The organism is Pseudomonas mandelii, assembly GCF_900106065.1.
GTDB lineage: Bacteria > Pseudomonadota > Gammaproteobacteria > Pseudomonadales > Pseudomonadaceae > Aquipseudomonas > Aquipseudomonas mandelii.
On the sequence record NZ_LT629796.1, the window covers coordinates 1,321,233 to 1,346,649 of the forward strand.

The 25,417-nt window shown below is 59.3% G+C and carries 21 protein-coding genes and 1 pseudogene; 7 read left to right on the forward strand and 15 right to left on the reverse strand.

The window, feature by feature from the left end:
- Window positions 1-55: 55 nt before the first annotated feature.
- A complete protein-coding gene (locus BLU63_RS06085; protein WP_083375082.1) occupies window positions 56-979 on the forward strand; it encodes a LysR family transcriptional regulator in 924 nt (307 codons plus the stop codon).
- Between the two features lie 308 nt (window positions 980-1,287).
- Here BLU63_RS06085 and BLU63_RS06090 read toward each other — a convergent pair whose 3' ends face one another.
- The 10 genes from BLU63_RS06090 to BLU63_RS06135 form a co-directional block, all read right to left on the reverse strand.
- Complete coding sequence (locus BLU63_RS06090; RefSeq protein WP_083375083.1) at window positions 1,288-1,710, reverse strand: organic hydroperoxide resistance protein; 423 nt, start codon at window positions 1,708-1,710, stop codon at window positions 1,288-1,290.
- A gap of 37 nt (window positions 1,711-1,747) precedes the next feature.
- Window positions 1,748-2,704, reverse strand: a complete 957-nt coding sequence (locus tag BLU63_RS06095; RefSeq protein WP_174604240.1) for an enoyl-CoA hydratase/isomerase family protein — start codon at window positions 2,702-2,704, stop codon at window positions 1,748-1,750.
- A gap of 193 nt (window positions 2,705-2,897) precedes the next feature.
- Window positions 2,898-4,268 carry an exopolysaccharide Pel transporter PelG gene (gene pelG, locus BLU63_RS06100; protein ID WP_010463655.1) on the reverse strand — a complete coding sequence of 457 codons (1,371 nt, stop codon included), beginning with the start codon at window positions 4,266-4,268 and terminating at the stop codon, window positions 2,898-2,900.
- Window positions 4,269-5,783 (reverse strand): GT4 family glycosyltransferase PelF, encoded by a 1,515-nt coding sequence (gene pelF, locus BLU63_RS06105; RefSeq protein WP_010463656.1) that lies wholly within the window; start codon window positions 5,781-5,783, stop codon window positions 4,269-4,271.
- Window positions 5,780-6,769 carry a tetratricopeptide repeat protein gene (locus BLU63_RS06110; RefSeq protein WP_010463659.1) on the reverse strand — a complete coding sequence of 330 codons (990 nt, stop codon included), beginning with the start codon at window positions 6,767-6,769 and terminating at the stop codon, window positions 5,780-5,782. The genes pelF and BLU63_RS06110 overlap by 4 nt, the downstream gene beginning before the upstream one ends.
- The gene (locus tag BLU63_RS06115; RefSeq protein ID WP_083375084.1) at window positions 6,747-8,114 is read right to left on the reverse strand and encodes a PelD GGDEF domain-containing protein; all 1,368 of its coding nucleotides are present in this window, start codon (window positions 8,112-8,114) and stop codon (window positions 6,747-6,749) included. The genes BLU63_RS06110 and BLU63_RS06115 overlap by 23 nt, the downstream gene beginning before the upstream one ends.
- A 5-nt stretch (window positions 8,115-8,119) precedes the next feature.
- Entirely contained in the window at window positions 8,120-8,638 is a 519-nt protein-coding gene (locus BLU63_RS06120) for a hypothetical protein (RefSeq protein WP_010463662.1), read from the reverse strand.
- 28 nt (window positions 8,639-8,666) lie between these two features.
- Window positions 8,667-12,260 (reverse strand): tetratricopeptide repeat protein, encoded by a 3,594-nt coding sequence (locus BLU63_RS06125; protein WP_083375085.1) that lies wholly within the window; start codon window positions 12,258-12,260, stop codon window positions 8,667-8,669.
- On the reverse strand, window positions 12,238-15,051 hold the full coding sequence (locus BLU63_RS06130; RefSeq protein WP_083375086.1) for a bifunctional glycoside hydrolase 114/ polysaccharide deacetylase family protein: 2,814 nt from the start codon (window positions 15,049-15,051) through the stop codon (window positions 12,238-12,240). Before BLU63_RS06130 ends, BLU63_RS06125 begins: the two co-directional genes overlap by 23 nt.
- A gap of 62 nt (window positions 15,052-15,113) precedes the next feature.
- A complete protein-coding gene (locus BLU63_RS06135) occupies window positions 15,114-16,046 on the reverse strand; it encodes an NAD-dependent epimerase/dehydratase family protein (protein ID WP_010463668.1) in 933 nt (310 codons plus the stop codon).
- A 417-nt stretch (window positions 16,047-16,463) separates the two neighbouring features.
- Here BLU63_RS06135 and BLU63_RS06140 point away from each other — a divergent pair, with 417 nt between their 5' ends.
- From BLU63_RS06140 to BLU63_RS06150, 3 genes are all read left to right on the forward strand, one after another.
- The gene (locus BLU63_RS06140) at window positions 16,464-17,387 is read left to right on the forward strand and encodes a hypothetical protein (RefSeq protein WP_083375087.1); all 924 of its coding nucleotides are present in this window, start codon (window positions 16,464-16,466) and stop codon (window positions 17,385-17,387) included.
- Between the two features lie 588 nt (window positions 17,388-17,975).
- On the forward strand, window positions 17,976-18,359 hold the full coding sequence (locus BLU63_RS06145; protein ID WP_083375088.1) for a DUF6124 family protein: 384 nt from the start codon (window positions 17,976-17,978) through the stop codon (window positions 18,357-18,359).
- Window positions 18,360-18,394: 35 nt separating this feature from the next.
- Window positions 18,395-18,649: a hypothetical protein gene (locus tag BLU63_RS06150; protein ID WP_010463676.1), complete on the forward strand. Its 255-nt coding sequence runs from the start codon at window positions 18,395-18,397 to the stop codon at window positions 18,647-18,649.
- 50 nt (window positions 18,650-18,699) lie between these two features.
- On the opposite strand, the gene BLU63_RS06155 is transcribed toward BLU63_RS06150, so the two are convergent.
- The 5 genes from BLU63_RS06155 to BLU63_RS06175 form a co-directional block, all read right to left on the reverse strand.
- Window positions 18,700-19,602 (reverse strand): nucleotidyl transferase AbiEii/AbiGii toxin family protein, encoded by a 903-nt coding sequence (locus tag BLU63_RS06155; protein WP_083375089.1) that lies wholly within the window; start codon window positions 19,600-19,602, stop codon window positions 18,700-18,702.
- Window positions 19,589-20,164: a type IV toxin-antitoxin system AbiEi family antitoxin gene (abiEi, locus tag BLU63_RS06160; RefSeq protein ID WP_231990943.1), complete on the reverse strand. Its 576-nt coding sequence runs from the start codon at window positions 20,162-20,164 to the stop codon at window positions 19,589-19,591. Before abiEi ends, BLU63_RS06155 begins: the two co-directional genes overlap by 14 nt.
- A 90-nt stretch (window positions 20,165-20,254) precedes the next feature.
- A complete protein-coding gene (locus tag BLU63_RS06165; RefSeq protein ID WP_010463682.1) occupies window positions 20,255-21,454 on the reverse strand; it encodes a type II toxin-antitoxin system HipA family toxin in 1,200 nt (399 codons plus the stop codon).
- Window positions 21,451-21,702, reverse strand: a complete 252-nt coding sequence (locus BLU63_RS06170) for a helix-turn-helix domain-containing protein (RefSeq protein ID WP_010463684.1) — start codon at window positions 21,700-21,702, stop codon at window positions 21,451-21,453. Before BLU63_RS06170 ends, BLU63_RS06165 begins: the two co-directional genes overlap by 4 nt.
- Window positions 21,703-21,760: 58 nt before the next feature.
- Window positions 21,761-22,690, reverse strand: coding sequence for a YeeE/YedE thiosulfate transporter family protein (locus BLU63_RS06175; RefSeq protein ID WP_010463686.1), 930 nt, complete (start codon window positions 22,688-22,690; stop codon window positions 21,761-21,763).
- 132 nt (window positions 22,691-22,822) lie between these two features.
- On the opposite strand from BLU63_RS06175, the gene BLU63_RS06180 reads away from it, so the two are divergent.
- The 3 genes and pseudogenes from BLU63_RS06180 (at window position 22,823) to rimJ (ending at window position 25,396) form a co-directional block, all read left to right on the forward strand.
- A complete protein-coding gene (locus tag BLU63_RS06180) occupies window positions 22,823-24,229 on the forward strand; it encodes a DUF2252 domain-containing protein (RefSeq protein ID WP_083375090.1) in 1,407 nt (468 codons plus the stop codon).
- 276 nt (window positions 24,230-24,505) lie between these two features.
- A pseudogene (locus tag BLU63_RS33270) lies at window positions 24,506-24,750 on the forward strand (ATPase domain-containing protein); the annotation flags it as partial.
- Window positions 24,751-24,808: 58 nt separating this feature from the next.
- Entirely contained in the window at window positions 24,809-25,396 is a 588-nt protein-coding gene (gene rimJ, locus BLU63_RS06190; protein ID WP_010463690.1) for a ribosomal protein S5-alanine N-acetyltransferase, read from the forward strand.
- Window positions 25,397-25,417 lie beyond the last annotated feature (21 nt).

A 25,417-nucleotide genomic window follows, 5' to 3' on the forward strand; every position in this document is an offset into this window, starting at 1 on the left:
AAGATAAACGGGCTTTTATTCCACTTATAATGAACCAGAAGGATGTAATCGAGGCATGGACAGTCTTAGTGGGGTGATCTCATTCGTAAAAACCGCCGAGGCGCTCAGTTTCATCAGCGCCGCCAGGACGTTGGGGATTTCTGCCTCGGCCGTGGGCAAAAACGTCGCCAAGCTTGAAGCTTCGCTGAACGTGCGGTTATTGCACCGCAGCACCCGCAAAGTCAGCCTGACCGCGGAGGGGCAGTTGTTCTATGAGCGCTGCCGCAAGATCCTTGACGATCTTCAAGATGCCCGGGCGATGCTTTCCCACGCCACACAGGAACCCCGCGGAAAGTTACGCGTCAGCTTGCCCACCATCGGCTATCGCTTTCTCTTGCCCCACATGGCGCGGTTCCGCAAAGCCTACCCGGAGATCGAGCTGGAACTGGACTTCAACGACCAACTGGTGGATGTGATCGATGAAGGCTTTGACGTGGTCATTCGCAGCGGCGGGCAGGCCGACTCCAAGCTGATGGCCCGCAAGCTGGGGCCCTTCAAGTTTGTCCTGTGCGCATCGCCTGATTATTTGCAGCGTAAGGGACGGCCTGTCACGCTCAGTGACCTTGAGCATCACGAGTGCTTGCGTTATCGATTTGTCACGACGGGCAAAATAATGGAATGGAGTATGTCTTCATCCCCCCAGATCACGCAGTTGCGCCTGCCAACCGCCCTGACATTGAACAACATGGAAGCCATGCTGATGGCCGTGGTGGACGGGCACGGCATCGCATTTGTCCCGGACTTCCTGGCCCGCGAAGCAATCGCCCAAGGGCGCCTGGAAACGGTGCTCGACGGTCACACCGAAGACCAAGGACAGTTCTGGGCGTTGTGGCCGTCCAGTCGCCATCTTTCACCGAAAATCCGCGTATTCGTGGACTTTGCTGCGGAGCACCTTTTTGCTAATCCTGCTGTAGACAACCCGGATGCGAGGCGCTCATGAGGCGACGTGGCGTATGAAGCAAGACATAACCCGCCAAGTGCGGGTTTTGTTGCATCTGGGGGGTTGGTGATCTGTGGTTAGACACAACCGGGCCTATGCTGGCGGTCTACGTGCAAGGACGCCGCCATGAAATACAAATTACTGATTGTCGCGGTTGAAATGCCAAGATCTTCGCCACGCAGCTAATCCCCTTGTAGGAGCGAGCCTGCTCGCGATGGCGGTGTGTCAGTCGACATCCATGTTGAATGAACAATCGCTATCGCGAGCAGGCTCACTCCCACAAAAGCAGTCCATTGGACCGCTGGGATTCAAAGCACCTTCAAATCCACCGACACATGCCCCCGCGTCATCCGCGAATACGGGCACATCTCGTGCGCAGCCTCAGCCAGTTCCCGTTTCACCCTCTCTTCCAACCCGGGAAAGTTGACGTTCAACCGGACCGCTAATTGAAAATCCCCAGCGCCGGTTTTGCCCAGATCCACTTCGGCATCCACAGACGTTTCTTCCGGCAATTTGATCTTCATCTTGCCCGCCGCCACCTGTATCGCGCCGATGAAGCAGGCGGAATACCCCAGCGCAAACAGTTGCTCCGGATTAGTGCCCGGCTTGCCCGAGCCGGGCGAGCTGAATTTGACGTCCAGCTCGCCGTCGCTGGATTTGCCGGTGCCGGTGCGACCGCCGACTGTGTGGGTTTTTGCGGTGTAGAGAACGGTTTCCAGTGCAGCACTCATGACAGTGACTCCTGATCAGGATTGAACGACGGCGAGCTCATTTCGAGGCCTCGCCCAGGGTGCCGGTGTAGTGCGCCAGGCGTTTTTCGACGTCGGCTTTTTTCTGCAGGCCAAGCTCCATCAGTTGGGTGATGCGTTGCTGCGCAGCCGGGCGTTTGACCGAGCCGATGAAACCGTCCCATTCGGCGGCGATGGCTTCGTTGGGTGGCAGGCTGGCGGCGTCGACCAGGCGCTTGATGTCGGCGATCGACTGTTTGTCGAACCGGGCAATGCGCCGGGCCATGGTGTCGACGAATGCATCGAGTTCGGCATCGGGCAGCTCACGGTTGACGTAGCCGTAGCGTTCGGCGAGTTCGCCATTGATGTCATTGCCGGTGAGCAGCACTTCCAGCGCGCGCCCACGGCCCATCAGCCTGGGCAGACGCGCCATCGGGCCGCCGCCGGGCACCAGGGCGGCGCCGATTTCCCATTGCGAGAGGATGGCTTTTTCGCGGCTGGCGAAGCGCATGTCGCTGGCCAGGGCCAGTTCGCTGCCGACGCCGGTGGCGCGACCGCGAATGGACACTATCGAGACCACTGGCGCCTTGCTCAAGCGAACCAGCATATCGGGCAGCGGTGGCAGGCCGGTGGGGCCGTTGGGCAGGCTGGTGGTGTCGGTCAGCGGCGGGACGAAGTCGTAGTGGGTGAGGAAGAAGTCTGGAACGTCACTGTCGAAGACTACGACCACCACTTTCGGATCGGTCTCGATGGCCGTGACGACCTCATTAAGTTGCGGCATGGTCTCGGGGCCGTAGATGTTGTACGGCGGGTTGTGGAAGGTGACGCGCCAATACTCGGGGGTGAGGCGGGTGAGCTTGATCTCCTGTTTTGCTGCGTGGGTGGACGGGGTCTTGTCGGGTGAAGCGGATGCGGTCGATGCTTCACCGGCGAGAGACGGGTCGGTGGCCGCCATGCTGGCGACAATGATCGCGGCATTGAATAGCTGCAGTCTCATGGGAAAACCTCCAGTTGAAAAACATGTGGTCCCCGCGAACAACGTTCTACAGTCTGAAGCAGATAATGGGCATGCCGGAAAGGTCCGGCTGAACAAGCCTAGCAGCGCAACTCCGGCTGACAAGTGACGTCAGTCGGACAAAAAAAAGGCACTGGCGATGATCGCCAGTGCCTTTTTTGCCTGAACCGTAACGTCAGCGAGACAGCATGAAAGTGTCGTACTCCAGATCTTCCAGCGCCGTCGAAAGCCTGTGCAAACCCAGCAATACACAAATCAGCAACGACAGCGTAAACCCATACCCGAAGAAGCTTGGCCCCAGGTACATGCTGAACAACGTCAGCATCGCGTTCAACACCGCAAACAGCACGCACAGCTCCAGCACCACGGTGCGCTTGTCGAGGTAGAAGAACACGTTGAGCAACGCCATGAACACCACCTGGATGCTCACGCCGATCAGGTCGATGTAGAACAGCGGCAGGTAATAACTGGAGATACCCAGCCATTCCAGCAGGCGCGGCGCGAACAGGAACAACAGCACCGCCGTCAGCCCCTGCACCTTGCAGATTTCCAGCAGGCCCTGGCGGATCGACAAGGTCATCTCGGTTTTCAGTTGCCCGATGTGTTGCAGGGTTTCACCTTCGCGGATCGCCCGGAACAGACGGTCGTACCACTCGGCAAAGTCGGTCTCGATGCGCACCAGAAACACCGCCATGCCGGGGATGATCGCCAGATACGCGAGGAAGATCGGCAAGTCGTAGAGGATCGAAGCACGCAGCGGGCCGACGATTTCATTGGAGGTGCCGGGATTGAACCAGAACAGGAATTTGTCGATCCAGATCCCCAGGTTGTAGAAGAAACCGGTGGCCAGCAGGCTGAGGAAAACGTTGCGCCGGTCGAGGAAATCGAAGGCGATCAGTTTCTCGGCGCGGTACTCGCGCAGGATGTCGTAGAGGAACAGGAACAGCAGCGTGCTGTGCCCGATCAACAGCGCCAGCAGCAAGCCCGGCATCTGCAAAAAGCTCAACAGGTAGGCGCTCGCGACCATCAGCGTGTAACCCACCAGCATCACCAGCAGAATGCGGTTATAGGCCTTCATCCCCGAGAGGAAGATGATCACCAGCCACAAGTTGCACAGCACCACGAAGTTCGCCAACACCAGTACGCGGTAAATCAGCGGCTCATCGAACAACAAGCCCAACACGACGATCCCCAACAACCCGGCGCCGAGGGTGACCAGCAACAACACCCCCAACAGGTTGGGCAGGATCTGATCGTACTTGTGCTCGAACAAACGGTCGGAGACGAAGCGCGTGAAGAACAACTGCAAGCCACCCGTCAGGATCAACGAGGTGGCCATCAGGTACGTCACCGTCACCAGGAACTGCCCGACCAGCATGTTCGGCAGCAACAGGCCGATGCTGATGATGCCCACCAGCATGACACTGATGATCGACAACACCCACGGCCCGGAGCTGATCAGCCCGGCGTAGACGTAGGCGTGCAAGGTCGCCGTGTAGGAATCACGCGAAAGGATTTTTCGCAGTTCAAAGCCAATACCGGCCATTTAGCTGTTCTCCATGGCGGCTTGATACAGGTCGCGGTAACGCTGCAGCATCAAGGCTTCGGTGTAATAACGATTGACCCGCAACAAGCCGCTGGCCTGGGCGGCCTGCCAGCGTCGCGGGCTGCGCAACAGTTCAAGGATCGCGGCGCACGTGGCTTGTGGGTCGGCAATCGCCACCACTTTGCCGGCGTGTCCGAGGTCACGGTCTTCGGCACTGCCGCCTTCGATCAACTCGCGGCACGAACCCACGTCGCTGCTGACCACCGGCGTACCGGCGGCCCAGGCTTCGAGGATAACCAGCGGCTGCGCTTCACTGATCGAGGTCAGCACCATCAGGCCGAGTTTCGGCAGGATGTCCTGAATGCGCTGGAAGCCGAGGAAATGCACCTTGCCTTCCAGGCCCAGACTGGCCATCAGGCTGCGGCATTCGCTGACGTATTCCGGGTCTTCCTCTTCCGGACCGACGATCCAGCCTTCAGCTTGCGGCATGGCACTGATCACCCCGCGCATCGCCCGCAGATAGGTTTTCACGTCCTTGATCGGCACCACACGGCCGATCAAACCGACCACAGGCGCAATGCCGTGGGCGCGGGATTCCAGCGCTGCGGTCCACATCGGCAGGTCAATGCCATTCGGAATGACTTGAGTACGGGTCGCGAGGGCGCCGTCCTTGATCTGCCGCTGACGGTTACCGTCGTAGAGCGCGATGATGTTGTCGGCGCTGTTGTAGGTCAGTTGGCCAATGCGCTCGAAGAAACGCACCCACAAGGTGCGGATGTAACCCGAGCCGGCATCGAGGCTGCGGTTCAGCGCCTGGCCGGAACTCTCGGCGATCCAGCTGGCCTGAGCCAGGTCGATCTTGCGTTCCTTGGTGTAGATCCCGTGTTCGCTGAGCAAGTAGGTGCAGTTCCAACGCTGCTTGAGGATGCAACCCAGAAAGCCCGCGTACCCGGTGGAAATCGAATGCAGCACCCGCGCCTTCGGCATCCGTTGCGCGGCTTCGGCGAGCATCAGCAACGGCGACTGCATCGCGCGCAAGGTCCAGAAATAATTGACGAAGGACGGATCGGCGCAATGCTGGCGATAGCCTTCGCTCAGCGACTCCCAACTGGCGCGGCTGCGCAGCACGTCGTCGAGGGTCATGTGGCCCTGGGCGATGCAGTCGAGCAAGCGTTCGCCCAGGGCCGGGTCTGGCGCATCCGGGTGATGCAGGAAGCGATACAAATCCTGCAACTGCTGCGGGTCAGCCTCGCGCGGCTCTACGTGCGTGTTGGTCGGATGGGTCGCATCTTCGAGGAACACTTCTTCGATGTGCAGCACGTTGGCCGGTATTTCGTAGCGCCGGGTCGGATAGGCCTGACGCTGGCCGCCGATGAACATCACCGAAAAGGTCAGTTCCGGCAGGCCGAGGATCATCTGGTGAATCCAGCTGGAAACGCCGCCACGCACGTAAGGCCAGGTGCCTTCGAGCAGCAGACAGATGTCGGCAACCGGTGCCTGTTCCTTGTGACTCATGTCCAGCTCCTGACCAATGCGGCGAACGGCGGCCGCTGACGGGTTTCCTCGGGAAGACGGGCGAGCAAACCGGGAATTTCGTGGTAACGACCGGCCTCGAACGCCAGCTCGGCGCGAAACGGCAGCACCTGCGCCGCGCCCATGCCGTTCTCTTGAGCCTGACTCAGCAGCACTTCGGCACGCTCGACATCGCCACGCTCCAGCGCGATGCGCCCGGCCAGCAGGAACAGCTCACCGCCCTCGCCCGCTTTCAAGCCTTGCTCGGCATGTTCGCTGGCCTGGGTCAGCACGTGATCAAGCACGCTGCCTTGCGCCAGGCCCAGATACGCCAGCTCCCAATACCAACGCGCCAGCCTGCCGTGCAGCGCACCCGCCGTTTTGGCGTTGGCGTTGACCAGTTCGCCGAGCGCGATCTGGATGTGCAGGTTGATGTCGCTTTCCTGCTTGTCGAGCATCGAATACGCCAGCAGCCGCACATCGTCACTCGGGTCACCGAGGGCCAGTTTGAGGATCGGCACCGCTTCTTTGCCGGGCATGCGCCGAGTCGCCAAGAGGGCGGCCAGACGCTGATCCGGATCCGGGGCATGGCGCAACACGTCCTGCAAACCGCCATCGGCAAAGATCGGCGAGTGCAGTTGCAATTGCGCGCGGAACGGCAGCTTCGGAATGCCCACCGCTTGCCAGGCTTGCTTGTCGCGTTTGCGCGGCAGGTACAGCGCCGGGAAAATCGCCGCCACTACGCCGACCGCGCCGAGCACCGGCACGAAGAACGCCAGGCTGAAGATAAACAGCGGGCTCCACGGCAGCGGCGAACGGTAGCGCGCCGGCAGCAACAGCCACACGGCCGCGCACAACATCACGCACGCCAGGCCGTGGCTGAGGGTGAACACCAGCAATTGTTGCAACTCGGGCGCGGTGAGCCACAAGCTGGCCCAACTGCCCGCCTCTAACAACAAGGCTCCGCTAAACAGCCACTTGCTGATCATTCAGGCCACACTCGTTGAACAGGAAATTACGCAGCCCGTTGCGTTCACAGCCAGGCTCCAGGTTGAACGGCAACACGCGCACGCCGAGGCTGTCGAGGCTGCTTTCAATGCCAAAGTGCTCGTGCAGCATCAGGTTCATCCGCGCCAGATAACCTTCGGTGCCTTGCGGACTGGTCAAAGGCAACAGCACCAGCAACAGCTGATGATCGCGGTTATTACGCAGCGGCAATTGCAGGTCGAGGCCACGCTGGCTGCGCTCGAACAGACGCGACAGCTCATCGTTGGGGCGGGTCAATTCGAAGGCAAAAAGGCCGGCCGCCAGTTTGTGCTGCTCGACATCCACCAGCGAACGCTTGAGTTGCAGCGTGAACTGCTGCGCATCGGCGTCGGCCAGTTGCAGCACTTGCGGGTCGCGGCGCAGCAGGTCGGCGATGTGCCCGGCGAGCAACGCCAACAGGCTCAGCGTGCGATCCTGGAAGGCGAAGAACGGCATCTGCCGCACCGCCAGAATCGCCAGCAAACGACCTTCGGCATCGATCAGCGGAATGCAGGCCTGCAATGACGAGAATTGCGCCGAGCTGCCGGCATCAATCAGTTCCTGACGCACGCTGACCAGCTCACCGCGTTCCAGGCACAGCTTGACCAGACCGTCTTCGGTGCCCAACGGCCCCATGACGCCGATGGTCGCCAGGGCTTCGGGCAACACGTTCTCTTCGCGTTCATCGACGCGATACAGCCCGGCCACGCGTAGCGCACCGTACTGACCGAGCATGCCCACGATCGGGTCGGCCAGCGCGGCCAGTGCATCGCCTTCGTCCGGCATCACCCGCAGTTTGTCGCGCAAGCCCAGCAACGAACTGCGCAAGCTTTGATCGCTGCCCGCCACGCGCTGCTCCAGCAGGTCGTGGGAAACCCGCAAAATCTGGTGCGCGCGGGTAAATTCGTCGAGTCGATACTGGCGGTAATCGTTGGCCATCTGCAGACGCTGCAAGCGCCGTTCCCACAGATCGCGAACCTCGCCCACCAGCATGCCGCTGACCAGCACGCCAACAATGAATGACGGATCAAGCTGCGCGTAGGCTTCATGCCCGATATAGCGCAGCGCAAACAGCGCCGCCACCAACAGGCCCGCACTGAGCAGGCCACGCACAAAACCATAACGCACACCCAACAGCAGCGGCGCCAGCACCGGCCAAGGGAAACCGGCGTGCATTTGCAACGGGTCTTGCGGGGTCAGCCACAAGCCCAGGCCGATCGCCGCGCCGGTGACCAACAGCGTTTCCAGCCAAGACACCGGGCCGCTGGCACGCGGCGCGAGGCTGTAATCCATGTGAGGAGAATTCATTGCATTCACTCGAACCGAAGGGCGCCAACAAGTGTGTCGAGCACCGTTTGTGCGGTGCCGGCGAGGCTTTCACGGGACCAGCCCGCACGCGCGCCGCTCTTGCTCCAGAGCACACGACCGCTGCTGGCTTCGAGCACGCGCAGGCTGATGCCCACTGCCGGTTCGCCGTCCAGACCGTTCTTGTACTGCCACTCTTCAACGCTGCCAGCGACCACGTAATCAAGCTTCTGATCACGTGCCCAATCGAGGGCGCCGGCCAAGCGTTCGTTGTCGTCCATCAGCGCTTGTTCGCCCTGCGTACTGACCGGGTAAACACGTGGTTGCAGACCGTGGCTGCTGAGCACGCTGAGCAGGATCTGCTCGGCACGCTCGCCGGCTTGCGGGGTTTGCGAGTAGTTGATCATCGGCACGGTGCCCCACTTCGCAGTACGCGCAAAGTTCGGGCTGGTGTCGCCGGTAAAGCTGGCGCAACCGGCGACGAACAGGACTGCCAGAGCCAGGCTCAGATTACGAATTGCTTGCATCAGTTTTTCTCCCGTAAACATTTCATGATCAGCGTCCGAATCGCACGCCGTAGCTCACACCCAGTGTTCCGCCCGCCTGACCGTCCCCGCCTTGTGGCGCGGATTGGTAGCCAACGGTAAGGGCCAATTCGTCACCGCCCAGCACTTCGACGCCGATCCCGGTGTTGATGCCGTAGTTGAAGGTTTGATCCAGCCATTGCCAGCCCGCCGTCACGTCCACCAGCCAGGTGTATTGCGGGCGAGTACGCACCAGGGCACCCGGCAAGCCGCGACGCCATGAGCTACCGACATACAGTTGGCCGTAACGGCTTTGCAGCAGATCGTTGGCCGTCACGATCGCGGGATCGTCCGAGTCATCAACGCTTTTCACCGGACCGCCGTTGGCGCTGGACAGGTACTCCAGCGTGCGGTCCTTGACGTTGTTGTGCTGATAATCGACACCGCTGCGCACGGTCCAGTTAGGTCCGGCGAATTCCAGCGTGTGGTTGTATTCCATCTTCAGCGCCTGGCCGTTGCCCAAGGAATCGCCCGCACGAGTCGAGAACGATTTCTGCGCCACTTCCCAGCTGATCTGATCCCGCGCCGAGAACCCGTGACGACCGCCGACCCACACACTGTCGTGCTGGCCGAAAGCGCGCATCAGGCCGCTGTCTTCGCTTTTGCGGTGCCAGTCCAGGCCGGTCTCGATCTGGTCGCTGGCGCTCAACTGCCAGGTCCGGGACAGGCCCAGGCCATTTCGGTCGTCGTCCTTGCGCTGGCTGGTGTCGGCGAACAATTTGTAGCCGCCGTCTTCCACCGAACGTTGCAGGGTCAGCGCAGCGTTGCGCTCATCGCCCATGCGCGATTCGATCAGCTGATCGCTGTTGTAGGTGCCATTCTCCAACTCAAGATTGGCGTACCACTGAGCGCCAAGGTTGTGCGCGATTTGCAGGCGCGGGGTGTTGAATTCCAGGCCACCGAAATCCTGTTGATGCCAGGACAGCTGCGCGCCCTGCGGCGTCAATTCCTGCAACTCGGCAGCCTGACGGCGCAACTGCTCGCGCACGGCAGCCGGTTGATCGTCACCCAGCGCGGACTGGCTGAGGTCTAGAGCTTCGTCGAAGCGGCCGAGACGACTCAAGGCCTGGGCGCGTTGCGCCGGGTTGAGGTCGCTACTGGCCAACAGTGTTTCGACTTGCGCCTTGTTACGGCTGCGCAAGGCTTGCTGGATTTCTTCGTAACGCTGGACTTTCAAGCCCTGGCTGCGCGCCCACTCCAGCCACTGGTCTTTCTGCGATTCCTGGTTCGTCGCGTCGAGACGCGCCAGCAACCGCTCGAACCACAATTGCAGCATGGCCGGCGAGCCGTCTTTCCACTTCGCCACGTCCTGCTGTGCCTTGGCCGGCGAATAACTGCTGGCCATCAAGCGCAACCAGATCGCATAACGCTGGGACGATGGCTGAATGTTTTCGCCTTCGGGGCTGCGCAGCAGCTTCAGGCGCAACCGTTGGGCCGCGTCCTGATAACCGGCGCTTTCCAAAGCATCGGCGTAGGCCGCACGCACCAGCCAATCCTGCGGACTGGTCTTGAGGTACATCCGATACCAGGCCAACGCTTCGGTATCGCGACCGAGCATCTGGCTGGCACTGGCGAACGGCAGCCAGAGGATTCGGTCCTGACGCGCCTGGGGTTTCCATTCCGTCAGCAAAGGCTTGAGCGCGGCGGTGTTGCCTTGATCAACGTACAGCCACATCAGGCGCTCGCGGAACAGGTTGTCATCCGGGAAACGCGACAGGCCCAACAGGTACAAACGCTGCGCCTCGTCGATATTTCCCTGCTGCACCGCCAAGGCACCGCGAATCGCCAGCACTTGTGCTTGCTCGTTGGCTTCCGGGTATTGCTCGGCGTCTTTGAGCAGCGCGACCACTTGCGGCCAATCCTGCAATTCCTGGGCTTGCTGCAAGGATTCAACCAGACGCTGCGGATCCCGGGTGCGCTTCCAGCTGCCGACCATCATGGTCAGCGCCCGCTTCGGATCGCTGGTGCGGTACATCGTGATCAGCTGACTTTCGTCGCCACTGTTCAGCGAACCCTTGAGCGCGAGGAGTTTCTCCAGGGAAAACTGCAGCTCGTCATCGAGCTCCAGATCCCACGCCAGCGCAGCACGCAAGCGCCAGTAACCCTCATCGGTGATCTTGCGGTTATCAACCTGCAATACCTCCCACGCCGCCTGATTATCAAACAGCTTAAGGTCGGTATTGGCCCAGTCGATGCGCTCGGTCGTCGTCAGCGCGAAGCGTTTCGAGTAGCGCTGATAGACCTCGGTTTTCTGTGCGAACTGCCCGGTGTTTTCCAGGTTCTGCAGCAGGCGTGTCCAGGCCAGGCGATGCGCCGGGTACTTGCGCAAGTAGGCGTGCAACCAGGCTTCGGCCTGGGCCGGTGTGCCGCGCGATTCGTGAGCGTAGATCAGCGCATCGAGTTCGACGTCGGTCAGCGCACGTTGCTCCATGATCTCGGCGAGCAAGGGAATCGCATGGTCAAAGTCGAACTGCTGACTCGCCAGACGCCAGGCGTGTTCACGGGTTTGCGGGTCTTCGTGCAGCTTGAGCAGGCGAATCCAGTAGCCGAGGGCGGCCTGACTGTCGCCACGCCATTCGCCCAGATGCCCCATTTGCTCGAGCAATGCCAAGTCATCCGGGTGCTCAGCCACCAGCTGCTGACCACTGTCCCACGCACCGGCCAAATCGCCGAGGGCCAGGCGCATGCTGAATTCCTTGCGCAGGATTTGTGGGTTGTCCGGCTGCAACACGCGCCACTGATCCAGAAAGCGCTGCGCCAGATCAAAGCGCTTGCTGCCAACGGCAACGTCGACGCCCTGCTCCAGCCACGGCGAATCGGTTTGCGGATCCTTGAGCTGATCCAGTTCATCGGCCAGTACGCGCGCGGCCTGTTCACCGCGACCGGCGGCCAACAGGCTGTTGAACGCCAGTTGCGCGTATTCGCGACGCTCGGACGCTTGCTGGCTGTCCTGTTTGAGCAGCAGATAAATGTCGGCGGCGCGACCAGGTTGCTCACCGGCCAGGTACCACTGCGCGGCGGACTTGAGCGAAGCGATGCGCTGGGCCGGGTCGCGGTCGGCGATTTCTTCGTAGACGCTGGCAGCAAACGCCGGCGCTTGTAGCGTCAGCGCCAGCTTGGCCAGGTTGTGCAATTGCGGCAGCGGCAACAGGCGGTGATCGAAGCTTTGCAGGCGTTCGATCAAGGCTTTCTGCGCGATCGGATCATCGGCTTTCGCCGCTTCCAATGCATCGAGTTCCAGCCGGTAATAGGCCTGCAACTCAACGACCGGTTTCGGCCAGTTCTCAAGGTGCAGGCGCGCTTTCGGGTAGTCGCCGAGACGGATCAGCAGATCGACCAGCTGCAAGCGCAGGTGATCGTCATCCGGGTGCGCGGCCAGCAGCAATTCGGCGTAATTGGCCGAGACCGCATCGGGCTCACGGCCGTCCGGCTGGAACACTTCTTCGCGCTGGAACGTCAGCCACAACAGGCCGCCCACGGCCACCGCCACCACCGCCAATGCCCAGGGATTGAGCAGGCGGCGGCTTTTAGTTGCTGAGGCGTTAGATGCAGTAGAGCTGACCATGACTCACCTGCTTCATTGGTAATTGAAAAGTCCACAGACCGGCGGATGCCTTGCCTGCAAAAGTTTGCCCGTCCACTTCCACCCGGCAACTGCTCGCCGAGCGCACGGAGAAGCTCAGGTCCACTTGACCGGCAAACGAAAAGCTCACGTGTTTTTCATCCACATATTTCCAGTCCACCAACGGCAGGTTGGCCTCCTCCAGCGCCGGCCGTTCATCCCGGTCGGGACGCAACACCAGCAACGCCTGGTCGCTGCTCAACGCCACATACCGGCCTTGCGGCAAGTCACGAACACCGGCAACACCTTGCGAACGCAGCAGGTCCGGCCAGCCCATTTGCGGGTCGAGTCGAAGGGTGCGCAGCGCGTCCATGCCGCGAACCTGCCAGTCACCCTCGGCGGTGCGCGCCAGACTGGCCTGATACAAACCGTGCACACGATCGAGGTAGTCGCTCATCCACAGCGACATCGGTTGCTGGTCCTTCATGTAGCCGTAGATCTCGTTCATCGCCTTGATCGAGGCCTGCTTGGTGCTCGAATAGAAGTGGTAATACAGGTGCAGGCCGCGCAAGCGCCGTGGGCTGTCGGTGAGTTCGAAGGTGTCGATCACATCGCGGAAACCGTAATACGGCCCCTTCCACAGGTTGGTGTAGAGGTTCTCGTTGATGATCGGCGCGTAGTACTGCAGGCCGCCTTCGGTGGGACGCAGCAAAGGATTGAGACCGGTCAGCGACGGGTTGGCCTTGGTCAGCATGGTCTCGGCGCCGTTGACGTTTTTCAGGCCCGCGTCGTAGGCCAGCTTCAAGGTCGCTGCCGAGGGCAAGGCATCGCCCGGCCAGAAGACAAGCTTCACCGGTTTTTCCGGGGTGGTGAGCTGCTGGTTGATGTAGTCGCGCGAGCCAAAAATCTCGCGGCGGAAATCGATTTTGTCGTAGCCCGGAATGGCCATCTTCAAGCCGTATTCCGGGTTGAAGTTCTCACGTTTCTGCGCCACTTCCGGCTGCATGAAAAACGGATGGCTGAAGGTGTGGGTGGCGACTTCGACTTTCGGGTTGGCAAACAACTCACGGGCAATGGGTTCCAGTTCGCGCGCCAGGAACGGGAACATGCCGCGCGGTGAAATCTCGCCTTCGACGATCGACACCGAAGTCAGGAACGGGTTGGGCCGGATGAAATCGTCGAGCACCTGCTTGCCGGCATACGGCGTGCCGCGCACTTCAGCGCGCGACGGAAAACCATCGCCGTCGATGTGCACGGTGGCGATGCGGCGGCCGTTTTCGGTGGTGGTGTCGGGGCGTGGCTGAACCGGCAGGCGCAAGCTGGCCTGGAGGAAAGCGAACGGATCGAGAATCCAGCGGCTGCGCTCGTTATTCGTTTCGAGAATGTATGGCGCAAGGGCAACACCGCCCCACTCGGCCGTCGCCACCGGGGCAAATGTCTGGCCGTCGGCAGCGGTCAGCAGCAACGCGGCTTTCGGGCCTTTGGGCAGCAGGGAGATTGCGGTCAGGTCACGGGACCGGGGCTGCACCGGGGCTTCGAAAGCGCCGATCAGCGCCTTGTCCTGATAGCTGATGGTCAAGGCCTGAGTACCAATCGGCGCCGAGCGGTTCAGGCCCAGGCGCTTGAGCAGCAGCGGGTCTTGAATCGGCAGGCCGGAAAAGAACACCACTGGCACCTGTTCGTCCAGACGTTTGCCGATCCAGCTATTGAAAGCCGATGCGTCCTGCGGCGGGCCGCTGGTCATCCAGGTCACGATCCCGGCGTACAAACCGCTGAAACGGTGCTCCGGCAGCGAGCCGTCGACCGGCAGGTAATCGACCCGGTAGCCGAGGTATTCGAGCAAACCGCCGAGCAAGGTGTGCCCGGCGTTGCGCACCAGATCGCCTTCGCGCGGGTCGTAAAGCATCGCGATTCGGCGCGGCTGGATTTCGATGCTGCTGATGCCCATCGAGTCCAGCTCTGGCGTGCCGATATAGGGAATGAAGCCCTCATCGCGCAGACGCTTGGCCAGTTTGCGCGCTTCATCGCGGCGCTCCGGCGGCAGATAGTCAATCGCTACCAGCGGAATACCTTTGGCGCGCAACGGCTGGATCTGGGTTTCCAGCCATTCGCGGTCGGCTTCCGGTACCGGGCGATAACGCTTGGCGGAAGCGTCCCAACCAGCGTGAATCGATTCGATCGCCACCGCGGCGGCCACGCCATCGAGGTCGGGCAGCACTTCGAAGCCACGGTTGAAAAACAGCTTCAGGTTTGGCTGACGTTGATGCAATTCCCGCAGGAAACCGGCGAGTGCCACACGCTGTGTTTCTCGCGCCGACTCCGGCAGCAACTGGAAGCTGTCGAGGGTATCGAGGAACAACCCGGCGTAGCCTTCGGCCTGCAACGCCTTGGCTCGGCCGAACAAATGTTCACGCCAGGCAGGTGCCGCGAGGTCCATGACCTGGCTGTCCCACGCGCCATTGCGCACCGGGCTGACCGCTCCCGTGAGGGATGCCTTTTCGAGCTCGGCCTTGCCACCATGGAACTCGCCCACCGACAGGTAGGCGAACGGTTGGCTGCCCAACTTGCGCAGTGTTTTGACGTCGCCCGCGGTCAGATGCCCCGGCTCGACCACTGACCAGTCGAACTGAGCCAACTCGGAAATGGGTGGTTGATCGGCGTACCAGAAAACCACGCTGGCGGGTTGCGGCAATGCTGCGGCCTGAACAGCGGGCCCACTCACGAACAACGCTAAAGCGGCGAGCAGCCGTTTAGCGGCCGCGCGGACACGCGTCCTGCGAAAAACGATTTCCATAACTCACTCTTGAATGGACTGAACCGATACTGCTTGGATGTCGGACAGTGGAACCGGCCGGGTTACAGGCTGCGAATAAGCTGCGACAGCCCCTTGCCGATGGCGGTCGGTTCCGGGAGCTTGAAACGCTCCAGCAGGCGACTGTTGTTGGCGCGCGAATGGCGAATGTCGCCTTGACGTGGCGCGTGATGAATCACCTTCAACGGGCTGCCGGTGACGGTGCCCAATTCGGCGATCAGATCGTTGAGGCTGGTGGAACGACTCAGGCCAACGTTCACCGCGCCGGGGCTCGGTTCACTGACTTCCAGGGACTGCACGAGAATACTCACCAGGTCCTGGACATAGACGAAGTCGCGGGTCTGCGAACCGTCGCCGAAAATCGCCACCGACTGCTCGGCCAAGGCCAGCTTGGTAAAGATGCTGATCACGCCAGAGTACGGCGATGACGGATCCTGGCGTGGACCAAAGATGTTGAAGAACCGAAAGATCATCGGCTCCAGACCATGTTCGCGGCGATAGAAATCGAGGTATTGCTCGCTGGCCAGTTTGTCGCTGGCATACGGCGTGAGCGGGGATTTTGGCGTGTCTTCGTGAATCGCCGTGCCTTCGCCGTTGTTGCCGTAGATAGCAGCGCTGGACGCGAATACCACGCGCTTGATCCCGGCCTTCACCATGCTTTCGCACACGTTGAGGGTGCCGACGAAGTTGCTTTGATGGGTGCTGACCGGATCATCCACCGATGCTTGCACCGAGGCCACTGCGGCCAGGTGAACGACAGCACCGCAATCGCGCATGGCTTGTGCCACTACGGCGCCGTCCGCGACATCACCGATGACCAGGTTCAGATTGGCATTGTCCATCGGCAGATTGCTGACTTTTCCAGTCGACAAATTATCCAGCACGCGAACCTTGTAGCCCTTGCCCAGCAAGGCTTCTACGAGGTGCGACCCAATAAAACCGGCACCGCCAGTCACCAGTATTCGCTCAACAAACATGAAATCTCTCCCTGAACATTAGAGCGGATACGAGTGGTTGAAGTCCGCCAACTTTGTGGCGCAAGGCCATCAAAACGCGGCCGATAATGGGAGATCAGATTGGCACTGTCAATACTTTGTCTAATTTATCGCCGAGCGGTAATTTGCCCCTAAAATCGTCACTTATTTGACGGCAGTTATCAGTTACAGGCCGTCATACAATTGCCACTTCTGACCCGCAAACTCCGTCTGCACCGGAACTCACGCCAGGCTTCAAGCCCTCCTCATCATCGACGCTTCAGCTCAGCTTCGCGAATCAGACCGGCGCGCTGGCGTGAAGCCTTGGGAGCATCATTTCAAGCACACGATATGATCAGATGAGCTGTAATCAATTTGGGTAGGGCTATTGGGCGCTGTCGCGCTTGCAGGAAATCAAACATGAACATCTGGCTTGCCGCCGCGCTTGCGGCCATTGTTTCCCTGTCTGCACAAGCGGCCACTAAAGTTACGCCACGAGTCGAACGAGTCACTTTCGAAAAAGGCGCCGACGCTGTCGAGTTCAACCAGTCCATCCAGGGCCCGCTCACCGCGCAATACCGAGTGAGTGCAAAGGCGGGCCAAATACTGACCGTCGACCTCAAGCCTTCCAATACATCTGCCTACTTCAACATCACCGCCAAAGGCGCGGACTACGCGCTGTTTAACGGCTCGATCATGGGCAACCATTTCATGGGTCCGTTACCCGCCGATGGTGAGTACACGGTTCAGGTGTACCTCATGCGCAACGCCGCACGGCGCAATGAGGTGGCGAACTACAACCTTTCATTGATCCTCAGCCCCGCTGATGCCTCGGACAGCACTCGGCCGTTTGACCAGACGCTTGAATTACAGGGCATCCGGTTTCATGTGACGACGGAGGGGATCGATGACCACCGTGTGCTGCGTATTTCACCTCAAGGGCTGGAAACCGATAATTCAGACTTCACACGGCCATTGACGGGAAACGTCGTCCGGGCCGAGGTGGCGGACCTTGATCGGGATGGCTCGCCAGAGCTTTACGTCTTTGCCCGATCACCGGGACGCGGGTTGCCGGGTGAACTCGTCGCCTATTCAGCGAATCGCAAAAAATCGCTCAGCGAGATTTATCTTCCGCCGGTCAGTGAGGACGCCAAAGCAGCCGAGGGCTATCAGGGCGAGGATGAGTTTGCGGTGGTGGAAAATGTGCTGGTGCGGCGCTTTCCGGTTTATGAGAGTGCGGACGCCGGGGCCGGGAGGACGGGGAAGATGCGCGAGGTTCGGTATCGGTTGATGGCTGGGGAGGCTGGGTGGGTTTTGCGGGGGGATGGGGTTACGGAGTATTGAGAAAAAATAGGCTCGGGTAGATCACCGAAAACAGATCCGTCCTTTTCTCTTTTCTCTGGGCGAAAAAAAGCCCAGGACTGCAGGGCAGATCTAACAATTGACTGCACGCGGTACTGAGCTGATGGGCAAACTTTGACTCGTCACCTTCCTTACCGTCAACCGCCAGATTGCGTAGGAATTACCTCTATCAGCCGTAGGTTGGCTATGAGAGGAGAATTTCGGAGCGTTAGCTTCAGTAAAATCTGATCAATGACTTTTATTGTAAGAACGTAGTCCTCGTCCTAGGAAACTTCCCGCAACTCGTATCGGCTTTCATGAACTGGCGGAAGCGGTTCTGCGTCGATAGCCTTCAGGTGTCGCTGCAAATCAGCGATCGGCTTTGACAGGCTGAAGAACCGCAAGCTTTCACTCCTCCGGATAAAACGGCATCCTTTCACGTGTGCAGTTCCGTTCTGGTGGCTGTGCGTGGGGCATCTTCGGGTGCACTGGATGCTTGCGTTTCCGGTCTGTCAACCCGCGTACAGCCGCCACCCAATCCTGTTTGACAGCAGGGGACTGGCAGCTCCCACCAACGCAAGGAGCTCCATCATGAAAAAGATCACCCCAAATCCGCCCGAATCTGCCGCACTTTCAGAAGCAGACGCACCCGATTTAAGCCAACTCTCCGAAACCACAGAACGCATCATCAGCGCACGCCTGCGCAACCCGAACCACTCCGATCCCATCAGTCACGTCTTTACCCTCCTCCCCGCCGTCGACACGCCAACCCTGCTCGCTCACGCCTGCGAAACCCTCGCCTCACTCAACGTCATGACCACCGACCTGGCCTGCGACCTCGAAGGCTCGCGCCGTAACGTGGCACTGGCGATTCAGCAGTTGGCGGTGCTGGGTGAACTGTTGGTAAACCGAGCGCTGGACAACCTCGATCCACCCAATGGTGTGTCGGAAGTTTCGTCCGCCCGCCACCACTGAGTGGTCGCGCTCTTTTACTAAATGGAGGTTTTGTCATGGATCGATACATGCCTGTCACCGGCATCGACTGCACCATCGCGTCGCTGCTGATCGACACCGAAGCACCGCTGGACGTATTGCACGAAACTGCGGCTTACCGAATTCGCACGGCAACTCAATTGCTGGAGAGTTTTGCTGTGAACGAGGGGGTTCACAGTGAACTGGCGCGGGTGTTGGTGACTTCGCTGCGCGATGGTTGCGATTTGATGGATGTGGTCGGCCGTCGATTGCAGGCTCAAGTTTCGGCATAAAAAAATGGGCGATCTCCCTGAGATCGCCCATTGTTTATGACTACTGGACTTTACATCTTGAAACCAAACCCCTGAGCGCTATCAATTCCGGCCAACGCCTTCTCCGTCGTCACATACAATTCACGTATATGTCCGACCAAAAACGTCCAGAACGCCGGGTCATTGACGGTTTGAGCGACCAAGTCTGCTGGCAGGAACCGATTCATTTCCTTGCGGAATTCGAGCACCACTTTCAGATCTGCATTGAGCTGCTCTGAACGCTCCTTGAACAACTTCAAGAACTCATCCTGCCCACAGCGATGATCGCTGAGTTTCTTCCCAATCAAATCCAGCTGCGGCGTTACACCTTGCTGACGTAGCCAGACCATGTCCCAGAGATCCCGGTTCTTGATTCGGTTAGGGCGCAGAGCAAAAGCCACAATTTTGTCGGCATAGATTTCTTCGCGCGTTTCTGCCTGCAAAATAAGGCCACTCGTGCCCATGTCGACGCCATACGGATTCAGCAGCAACATGGGTTGTGGCTGATAACTCGGAATGGAGCACACATCGATGTTGATGCGTTGCGCCGGAAGGTCTTTGCGCCCGGGTCGGGTCTGAACCTTCAGCTTCCAGGTATCAACATTCCCCTCCTCACGAACAGGTTCACCGACTTCAACTTCAAGGCCATATTTGGTTTTCAGCGTTGAGACAAGAACGTGAGCAAGCTCAGTCAGACTCTCGCGATTGAAGTCAGCGCCACCAGTGAAATCCAGATCCTCGCTCAAGCGGTTTGAGCCGTAACAGGCACGCAAGCAGGTTCCACCGATGAAGGTGAGTTTGGCGAGCATGCCGGCAGAGCTCAGTGCGAGCATGATGTCGTGGTGCAGCAATTCCTTTTCCACCACGACCCGCAATGGCGCCAGATCCTGTTTGTGTTTAAGTGCTTCATCTACCAGTTCATCAAACAAACTCATTGGCGACGCTCCAATCGATCAAATCCATGTTTCGTTTCGCGGCCTTCATGTCCCGCAATGCTTGTTGCGGTGTTGCCCGCCATAGGCGGCAACGCGCGTCATAGTGAACCAGGCCAACCAGATCTTGAGGTTTCTGGCGGGTGTGCACGAATTCGATGGTGCCCCAGCGTCCGCATGAAATGGTGCTGCTGCGACCGGAAGACATCAGCGTGATCCAATTGATGGGGATCTGAGAGATAACGCCGCTATCGCTCAATGCCGTTTCAAGGCTGATGTAGTTGAACTCCTTGGCACGTAGCCTGGCAGCGGCATGAAACAGCACCAATCCGCTAGACGGTTTGGCCGCTTCAAACAGGTAAAGCCCTCTGCACACCCGAGCCAGATGACCTTCCGAAGCTGCGCGGCTCAACAAGGTTTTGTAAGCACCTTCGGAAATATCGGGCACCACCCCTCTGAGATCTTCGGGGGTGAACAGGTAGCGTTCTTCGCTGGCCAGACGGGTCAGTTTTCGGAGAAGCCGCCCCATTGGCTGGGTGGATTTTGAGTGTGGATGCATACCCATGACTCTACAGAAGGTTTCACTTTGTGTAACTTACTGTTGAGTCATTGAAAAAGCCAATATTCTTTTTTCGGCCGTAACCCAAAACAAGCATTACCCGAACGTCAGCGCAAATGGCGCAGCCGCTTGTTGAATGGCACTGACAACATGAGGTGCTCGCTCCCGATGCTGCGGGTAACGTTCAAGCACCACTTCGAGTGCAGTAAGCAAGTTCTGAATACGCTCCTTTGGCCGTTCGATCTCACATGTATGTGCAAACTCCAGCAACCCTTGCCGGGAGGCGAACAAAGACTTGTTACCCGCCAGATCCAGCGCCAATACATCCTCGGGGATATAGGCCGTGGTGTTGACGATGTCGTAAGCCGGTGCCAGGCACGCATCGCGTTGCGTAGGTTCCGAGTAGAGCAAGCCAAAATTCTTCAGGTGAGCATCACCGTTTCCGACGATGCAGCTCAATGCGACGCTATCGAACAGTTGATCAAGGGAAGTTCGCTGATGTTTAGCGGGGCAGAACAGCCGTACCGCCTTGGCGATTGCCGCGTAACTTTTGCTGTATTTCTGATCGGCCGAAAGCCCCATCAACGCAGCCATGTCTTCGAAACCGATCGGGTTTTGCTGATCGTCTCGGTCAAAGCGCCGCATGACAAACAGCTGTGCATTATCGGACAGGAAAAACTCCGGAACGGGAATACCTGCTTCCTTGGCAATGGACATGCAAAGGAACTCGTTGATCGCCAGGCCTGGAAACTCCTCTCGACCACTTTTGATGATCAAGTCCGAGGTTTTCGAGGTGACTCGCGGCAAGGCCGTTTCCTGCTGTTCAGGCACTAACACTTTAGGTTGAACACCCGAAATGCCCGCCCGCAGGATGTAACGATCGAGCAGGTCAGCGAAGATATCTTCGGCACCGTCCCACGTCAGAATCTCATCGAGCCTTTCCCCGGGAAACTGCTGTCCGGCAAGCAAAGAATCGACCGTTTCGGAATGCACCTGAACCCGACCGATTGGCGAACTGCTACCAGACAGTGCCAACAACAGCATCGGATCGACGTTGACGGTTTTAGCCAGGCGATTACGTAGTTGTTCCAGGACATAACCTTCCGGCAGGTTCATCTGGAAAATCGGGTGCAGGTCTCGGCGGCGAAACTCGTCGGGGCGTACAGGCATCGACAAACTGATTGCCATGGGGGGCAATGCATCTTCGTCATAGCGAAACAGGAAATCCTCAGCACTGGTGAGGATGCTGCCGCTGCTCCCCTCTGGCGTGCTGACTTTAAGAGAAGTCATTTTCATTCGAACAGCCCCCCAAGCTCTTCAAGCGTCGGCATAGCTGCCGGAATGACCGCTAATTCGCAATCCAGCGCTGCCAGCATCCGCGCATAGGCGATCATTCCTACAGAAAGGGTCCCCTTCTCTACGGCAATGATTTTGTATCGTGTCAGTCCTGCGAGCTCGGCAAGCTGAGCTTGCGTCAGGCCACGATTCATACGCTTTTCGCGTATTTGGTTGCCGAGACGGGAAATTAGCAGAGCATAATCCATGTGTCGTTACCGCAACATTGAAAGACAAATGTATTGTATACGGCACATTAAAGCCAACTCAACTTCTAGTCTCACGAATCCGCCCCCTCACCCGCCTCACCCCAATCCCCACCAATATCCCCACCACAATCGCCCCCAACGGCACCGCGCCCACCCAAGTCATCGTCGGAAACACCAGCAAAATCTGCGAATCATTTCCACCCAGCATCATCGACGCACCAATCCCCATCAGCACCCCCGCCAGTAAATGCTTCCCCGCGGCCCGCCATTCAAACCGCTGATAGCTGAACGTCCGTCGATGCAACGTGTAGCTGAGCATCCCCACCATGAGCATGACGAACACCGCGACGCGCTGGCTGGTCAGTGAGCCGTCGCCCGAGGCCCAGAACATTTGCGAGAGGTCGTAAAAGAACACGCTCGGGGTCCACAGCGGTTCGAAGGTGTAGAGGGCGCTGGTCAAAGCGCCCAGGAGCATGCTGGACAGCACCAGGTGTTTGTCGCCGTGAACGCGGATCAGGAAGAGTAATGCCATCAGCACGATGCCGATGGTCAGCCAGTATTGGTGGCTGGAGATCGTCGGCATTTGCAGGGTTTTGTGTTCGGTCAGCATGTTCAGGTGATACCAGAGGACGATCCCCACCACCCAGCCAACAATCGTGAAGGCTTTGCTGAGGTTGCCGCTGGCGAGTTTGGTGAGGGTGCCGACGCTGCAACCGTCGTTGAGCACCGAGGCGATGCCGAACAGCAACCCGCCCCCGACCAGCGACACGTAGCCGACGTCAGGAACGAACAACGGCTGACTGATGCCAAACAGCCGGTAAAACGGTGCCAGTAACAGGCCGAACAGACCGCAAGAGATGAGCGACACAAACAGTGTCGGCCGGCGTCTGAGCAACAACCCGGTGGCATTGACCAGGCACATGCCCATGCGCTGGGATACCCAACCGATAAGGAAGGCCAACAGCAGTGAAATCAGCAGGGAAAGCACAGGCCTCCTTGTTTCCGGGCCGCCACATCGAACAGGTCTCTGAAGGATAGATTAGCCGCTGCCCAAACTACGGGTGATCCGGCAAAGGCCTTCTACACTCAATCCGCATACGCCCCCATCAAACGAGCCCCCATGACCACCCTCAAAGACCGCTTGAAGCAAGGCAAGGATGCGCGCAAGAACTGCCCCCGCAATACTCAAGCGTCAACGGGAAAAATGAGCCGCGACCCACTCCCGCTTATCAAAGCGTCCAGCGAGGGCCGGATCAAATCCCTGGTCGAATTACGCTACGGTCGAATGCTCGTTTCCCCCTTCACCTTCTATCGCGGCAACGCGCTGTTGCAGGCTCACGACCTCGCCGCAACGCCAACCATGGGACTGACCTCACCGATCTGCGGCGATTGCCACCTGATGAATTTCGGCGGGTTCGCCACGCCCGAACGCAATCTGTTGTTCGGCGTCCACGACTTCGACGAGGTCCATCCCGGCCCTTGGGAGTGGGACGTTAAACGGCTGGTGGCGAGTATCGTAGTGGCCGCCCGCGATCTGCGTCATGGCGAAACGATCGAAGAGACGGTCTGCCGCGAAGTGGTCAGCGCTTATCAGGAAACCATGCTCGAGTGCGCCGAACAAAGCTCGCTGGAAACCTGGTACGAGTCCATCCGTTACGACGACTTGCGCAAGCAGGCGAACAAAAAAACGCTGGAGCATATAGAGCGTGCCATCGAAAAGGCCGAGGGCCGATCCCACGCCGAGCTACTGCCGAAAATCAGCGAACGTGACGCCCATGGTCGTCTGATCATTCGCGATGACCTGCCGGAAATTTTCCACTTGCACAAAAACACCACATTGCTGGATGCCGATGATGACTGGCTACGCCACTCGGATTGGCGGCCAATCTACGACGCCTTCATGCGCGAGTATCCCAGCACGCTGCAGGCTGACCGACGGGCGTTGTTTTCACGTTTTCACGCCCAGGACATGGCGTTCAAAGTGGTGGGGGTCGGCAGTGTTGGCACCCGTTGTCTGGTGGTCTTGCTGACCGACGATCAGGAATTCCCGCTGTTCCTGCAATTCAAGGAAGCACGGCGCTCGGTGCTGGCCGATTACGTGAAGACGAAATCAACAGTGCGGCATAACGGTCAGCGGGTGGTTGAGGGTCAACGATTGATGCAATCGGCCAGTGACCTGTTTCTCGGTTGGACCACCGGCCCCAGCGGTCGACACTTCTACGTGCGGCAATTGCGCGACATGAAAATCTCGGCCGAACTCGAGACGTTCGATGCGGACACCTTCGCCGCGTATGGTCGCGTCTGTGGTCGAGCCCTCGCTCGCGCGCATGCCAAATCGTCCGGGCAGGCCGCGCAGATCAGCGGTTACATCGGCAAGAGCGATGCGCTGGCCGGCGCGCTGTTCAAGTATGCGAAAAGTTATGCAACGCAGAATGAGCAAGACTTTGAGCGATTCCAGCAGGCCTGCCGCAAGGGCCGGTTACAAGCTCGCTCCGAGGCAGACTTTGCGGCAGATCATTTGCCCTAAGCGGGTAACGCGGTCCATCCACACATGAACTTTTCTTCACCCCACCACCCACCCCCAACCGGTACAGTGCTCCCGCTCATTCAAGAAACTACGGTTTGCCCGCCCTCCCGCGGGCTTTTTTTTGCCTTTTGATCAACCAGCAGCGGTCGGTGTCACCCAGTGTCTCCTCTGGAACTGTCGCCAATCACGCCCAACCACCTTATTGGGTGTACCCTCGATGTCTGCCACCGGCGTGCCAGGACTGGACGTGGTGCTGGGCGGAGGTTTGCCGGAGTTTTCGTCACCGCACTGACGAGCATCGGTGTCAGTGTCAGTGTGTTGCTGACCTCGGAACTGGAAGACCGCTGCACCGACCTGCGTTTCAGCCCTTACGGCACGGCGTTTCTCACCGATGCAATCATTGTCCAGCGCTACATCGAAGTGCAGAGCCGCTTGTTGGCATCATGGCGGTGGTCAAGGTACAGGCCAGCGCCCATTCCGATGAATTGCGCCTGTACAGCATCGATGATAACGGCCTGCAGAGTTTTTCCGCTGGTCGCGTAATGCTTGCGCGACGATCCCCCCGAACCGGAGCGCCCTATGCCGTTGTTGTCCCTGCCCTGCAAACGCTTGACGCTGGCGGTGCTCGCCCCCGAACAGGCGGCGCTGGAAAGCGATTTCTACCGGCGCAACCAAAGGCACCTTGCCCGGTGGTCGCCGATTCGCCCTTCCGACTACCACAGCCCTGAAAACATTCGTCCGCGCCTTGAGGTGCAAGCCAGTGCATTCGAGGCTGGCCTGGCGGTGCATTTCGCGCTACTGGACCCGGACAACGGCCAGATGATCGGCGCCTGCAATTTCAGCGGCATCACTCGCGGAGCGTTTCAGGCGTGTTATCTCGGTTACCACATCGACGAATCCCGTCAGGGCCAAGGCTTAATGCAGGAAGCACTGGAAGCAGGCATCGGCTACATGTTCGATGAGCAGAAACTGCACCGGATCATGGCCAATTACATCCCCGGCAACGAACGCAGCGCGCGGCTGCTGGAACGTCTGGGATTTGAACGTGAAGGCTACGCCAAGGCCTACCTGAGTATCGCCGGGCGCTGGCAGGATCACGTGTTGACCGCGTTGATCAATGATCGCTTTGAAACCCCGGAACAGCGCTGGTCCAGGCGCCTCTCGTAATATTTCGCGGCCGTTCACAAT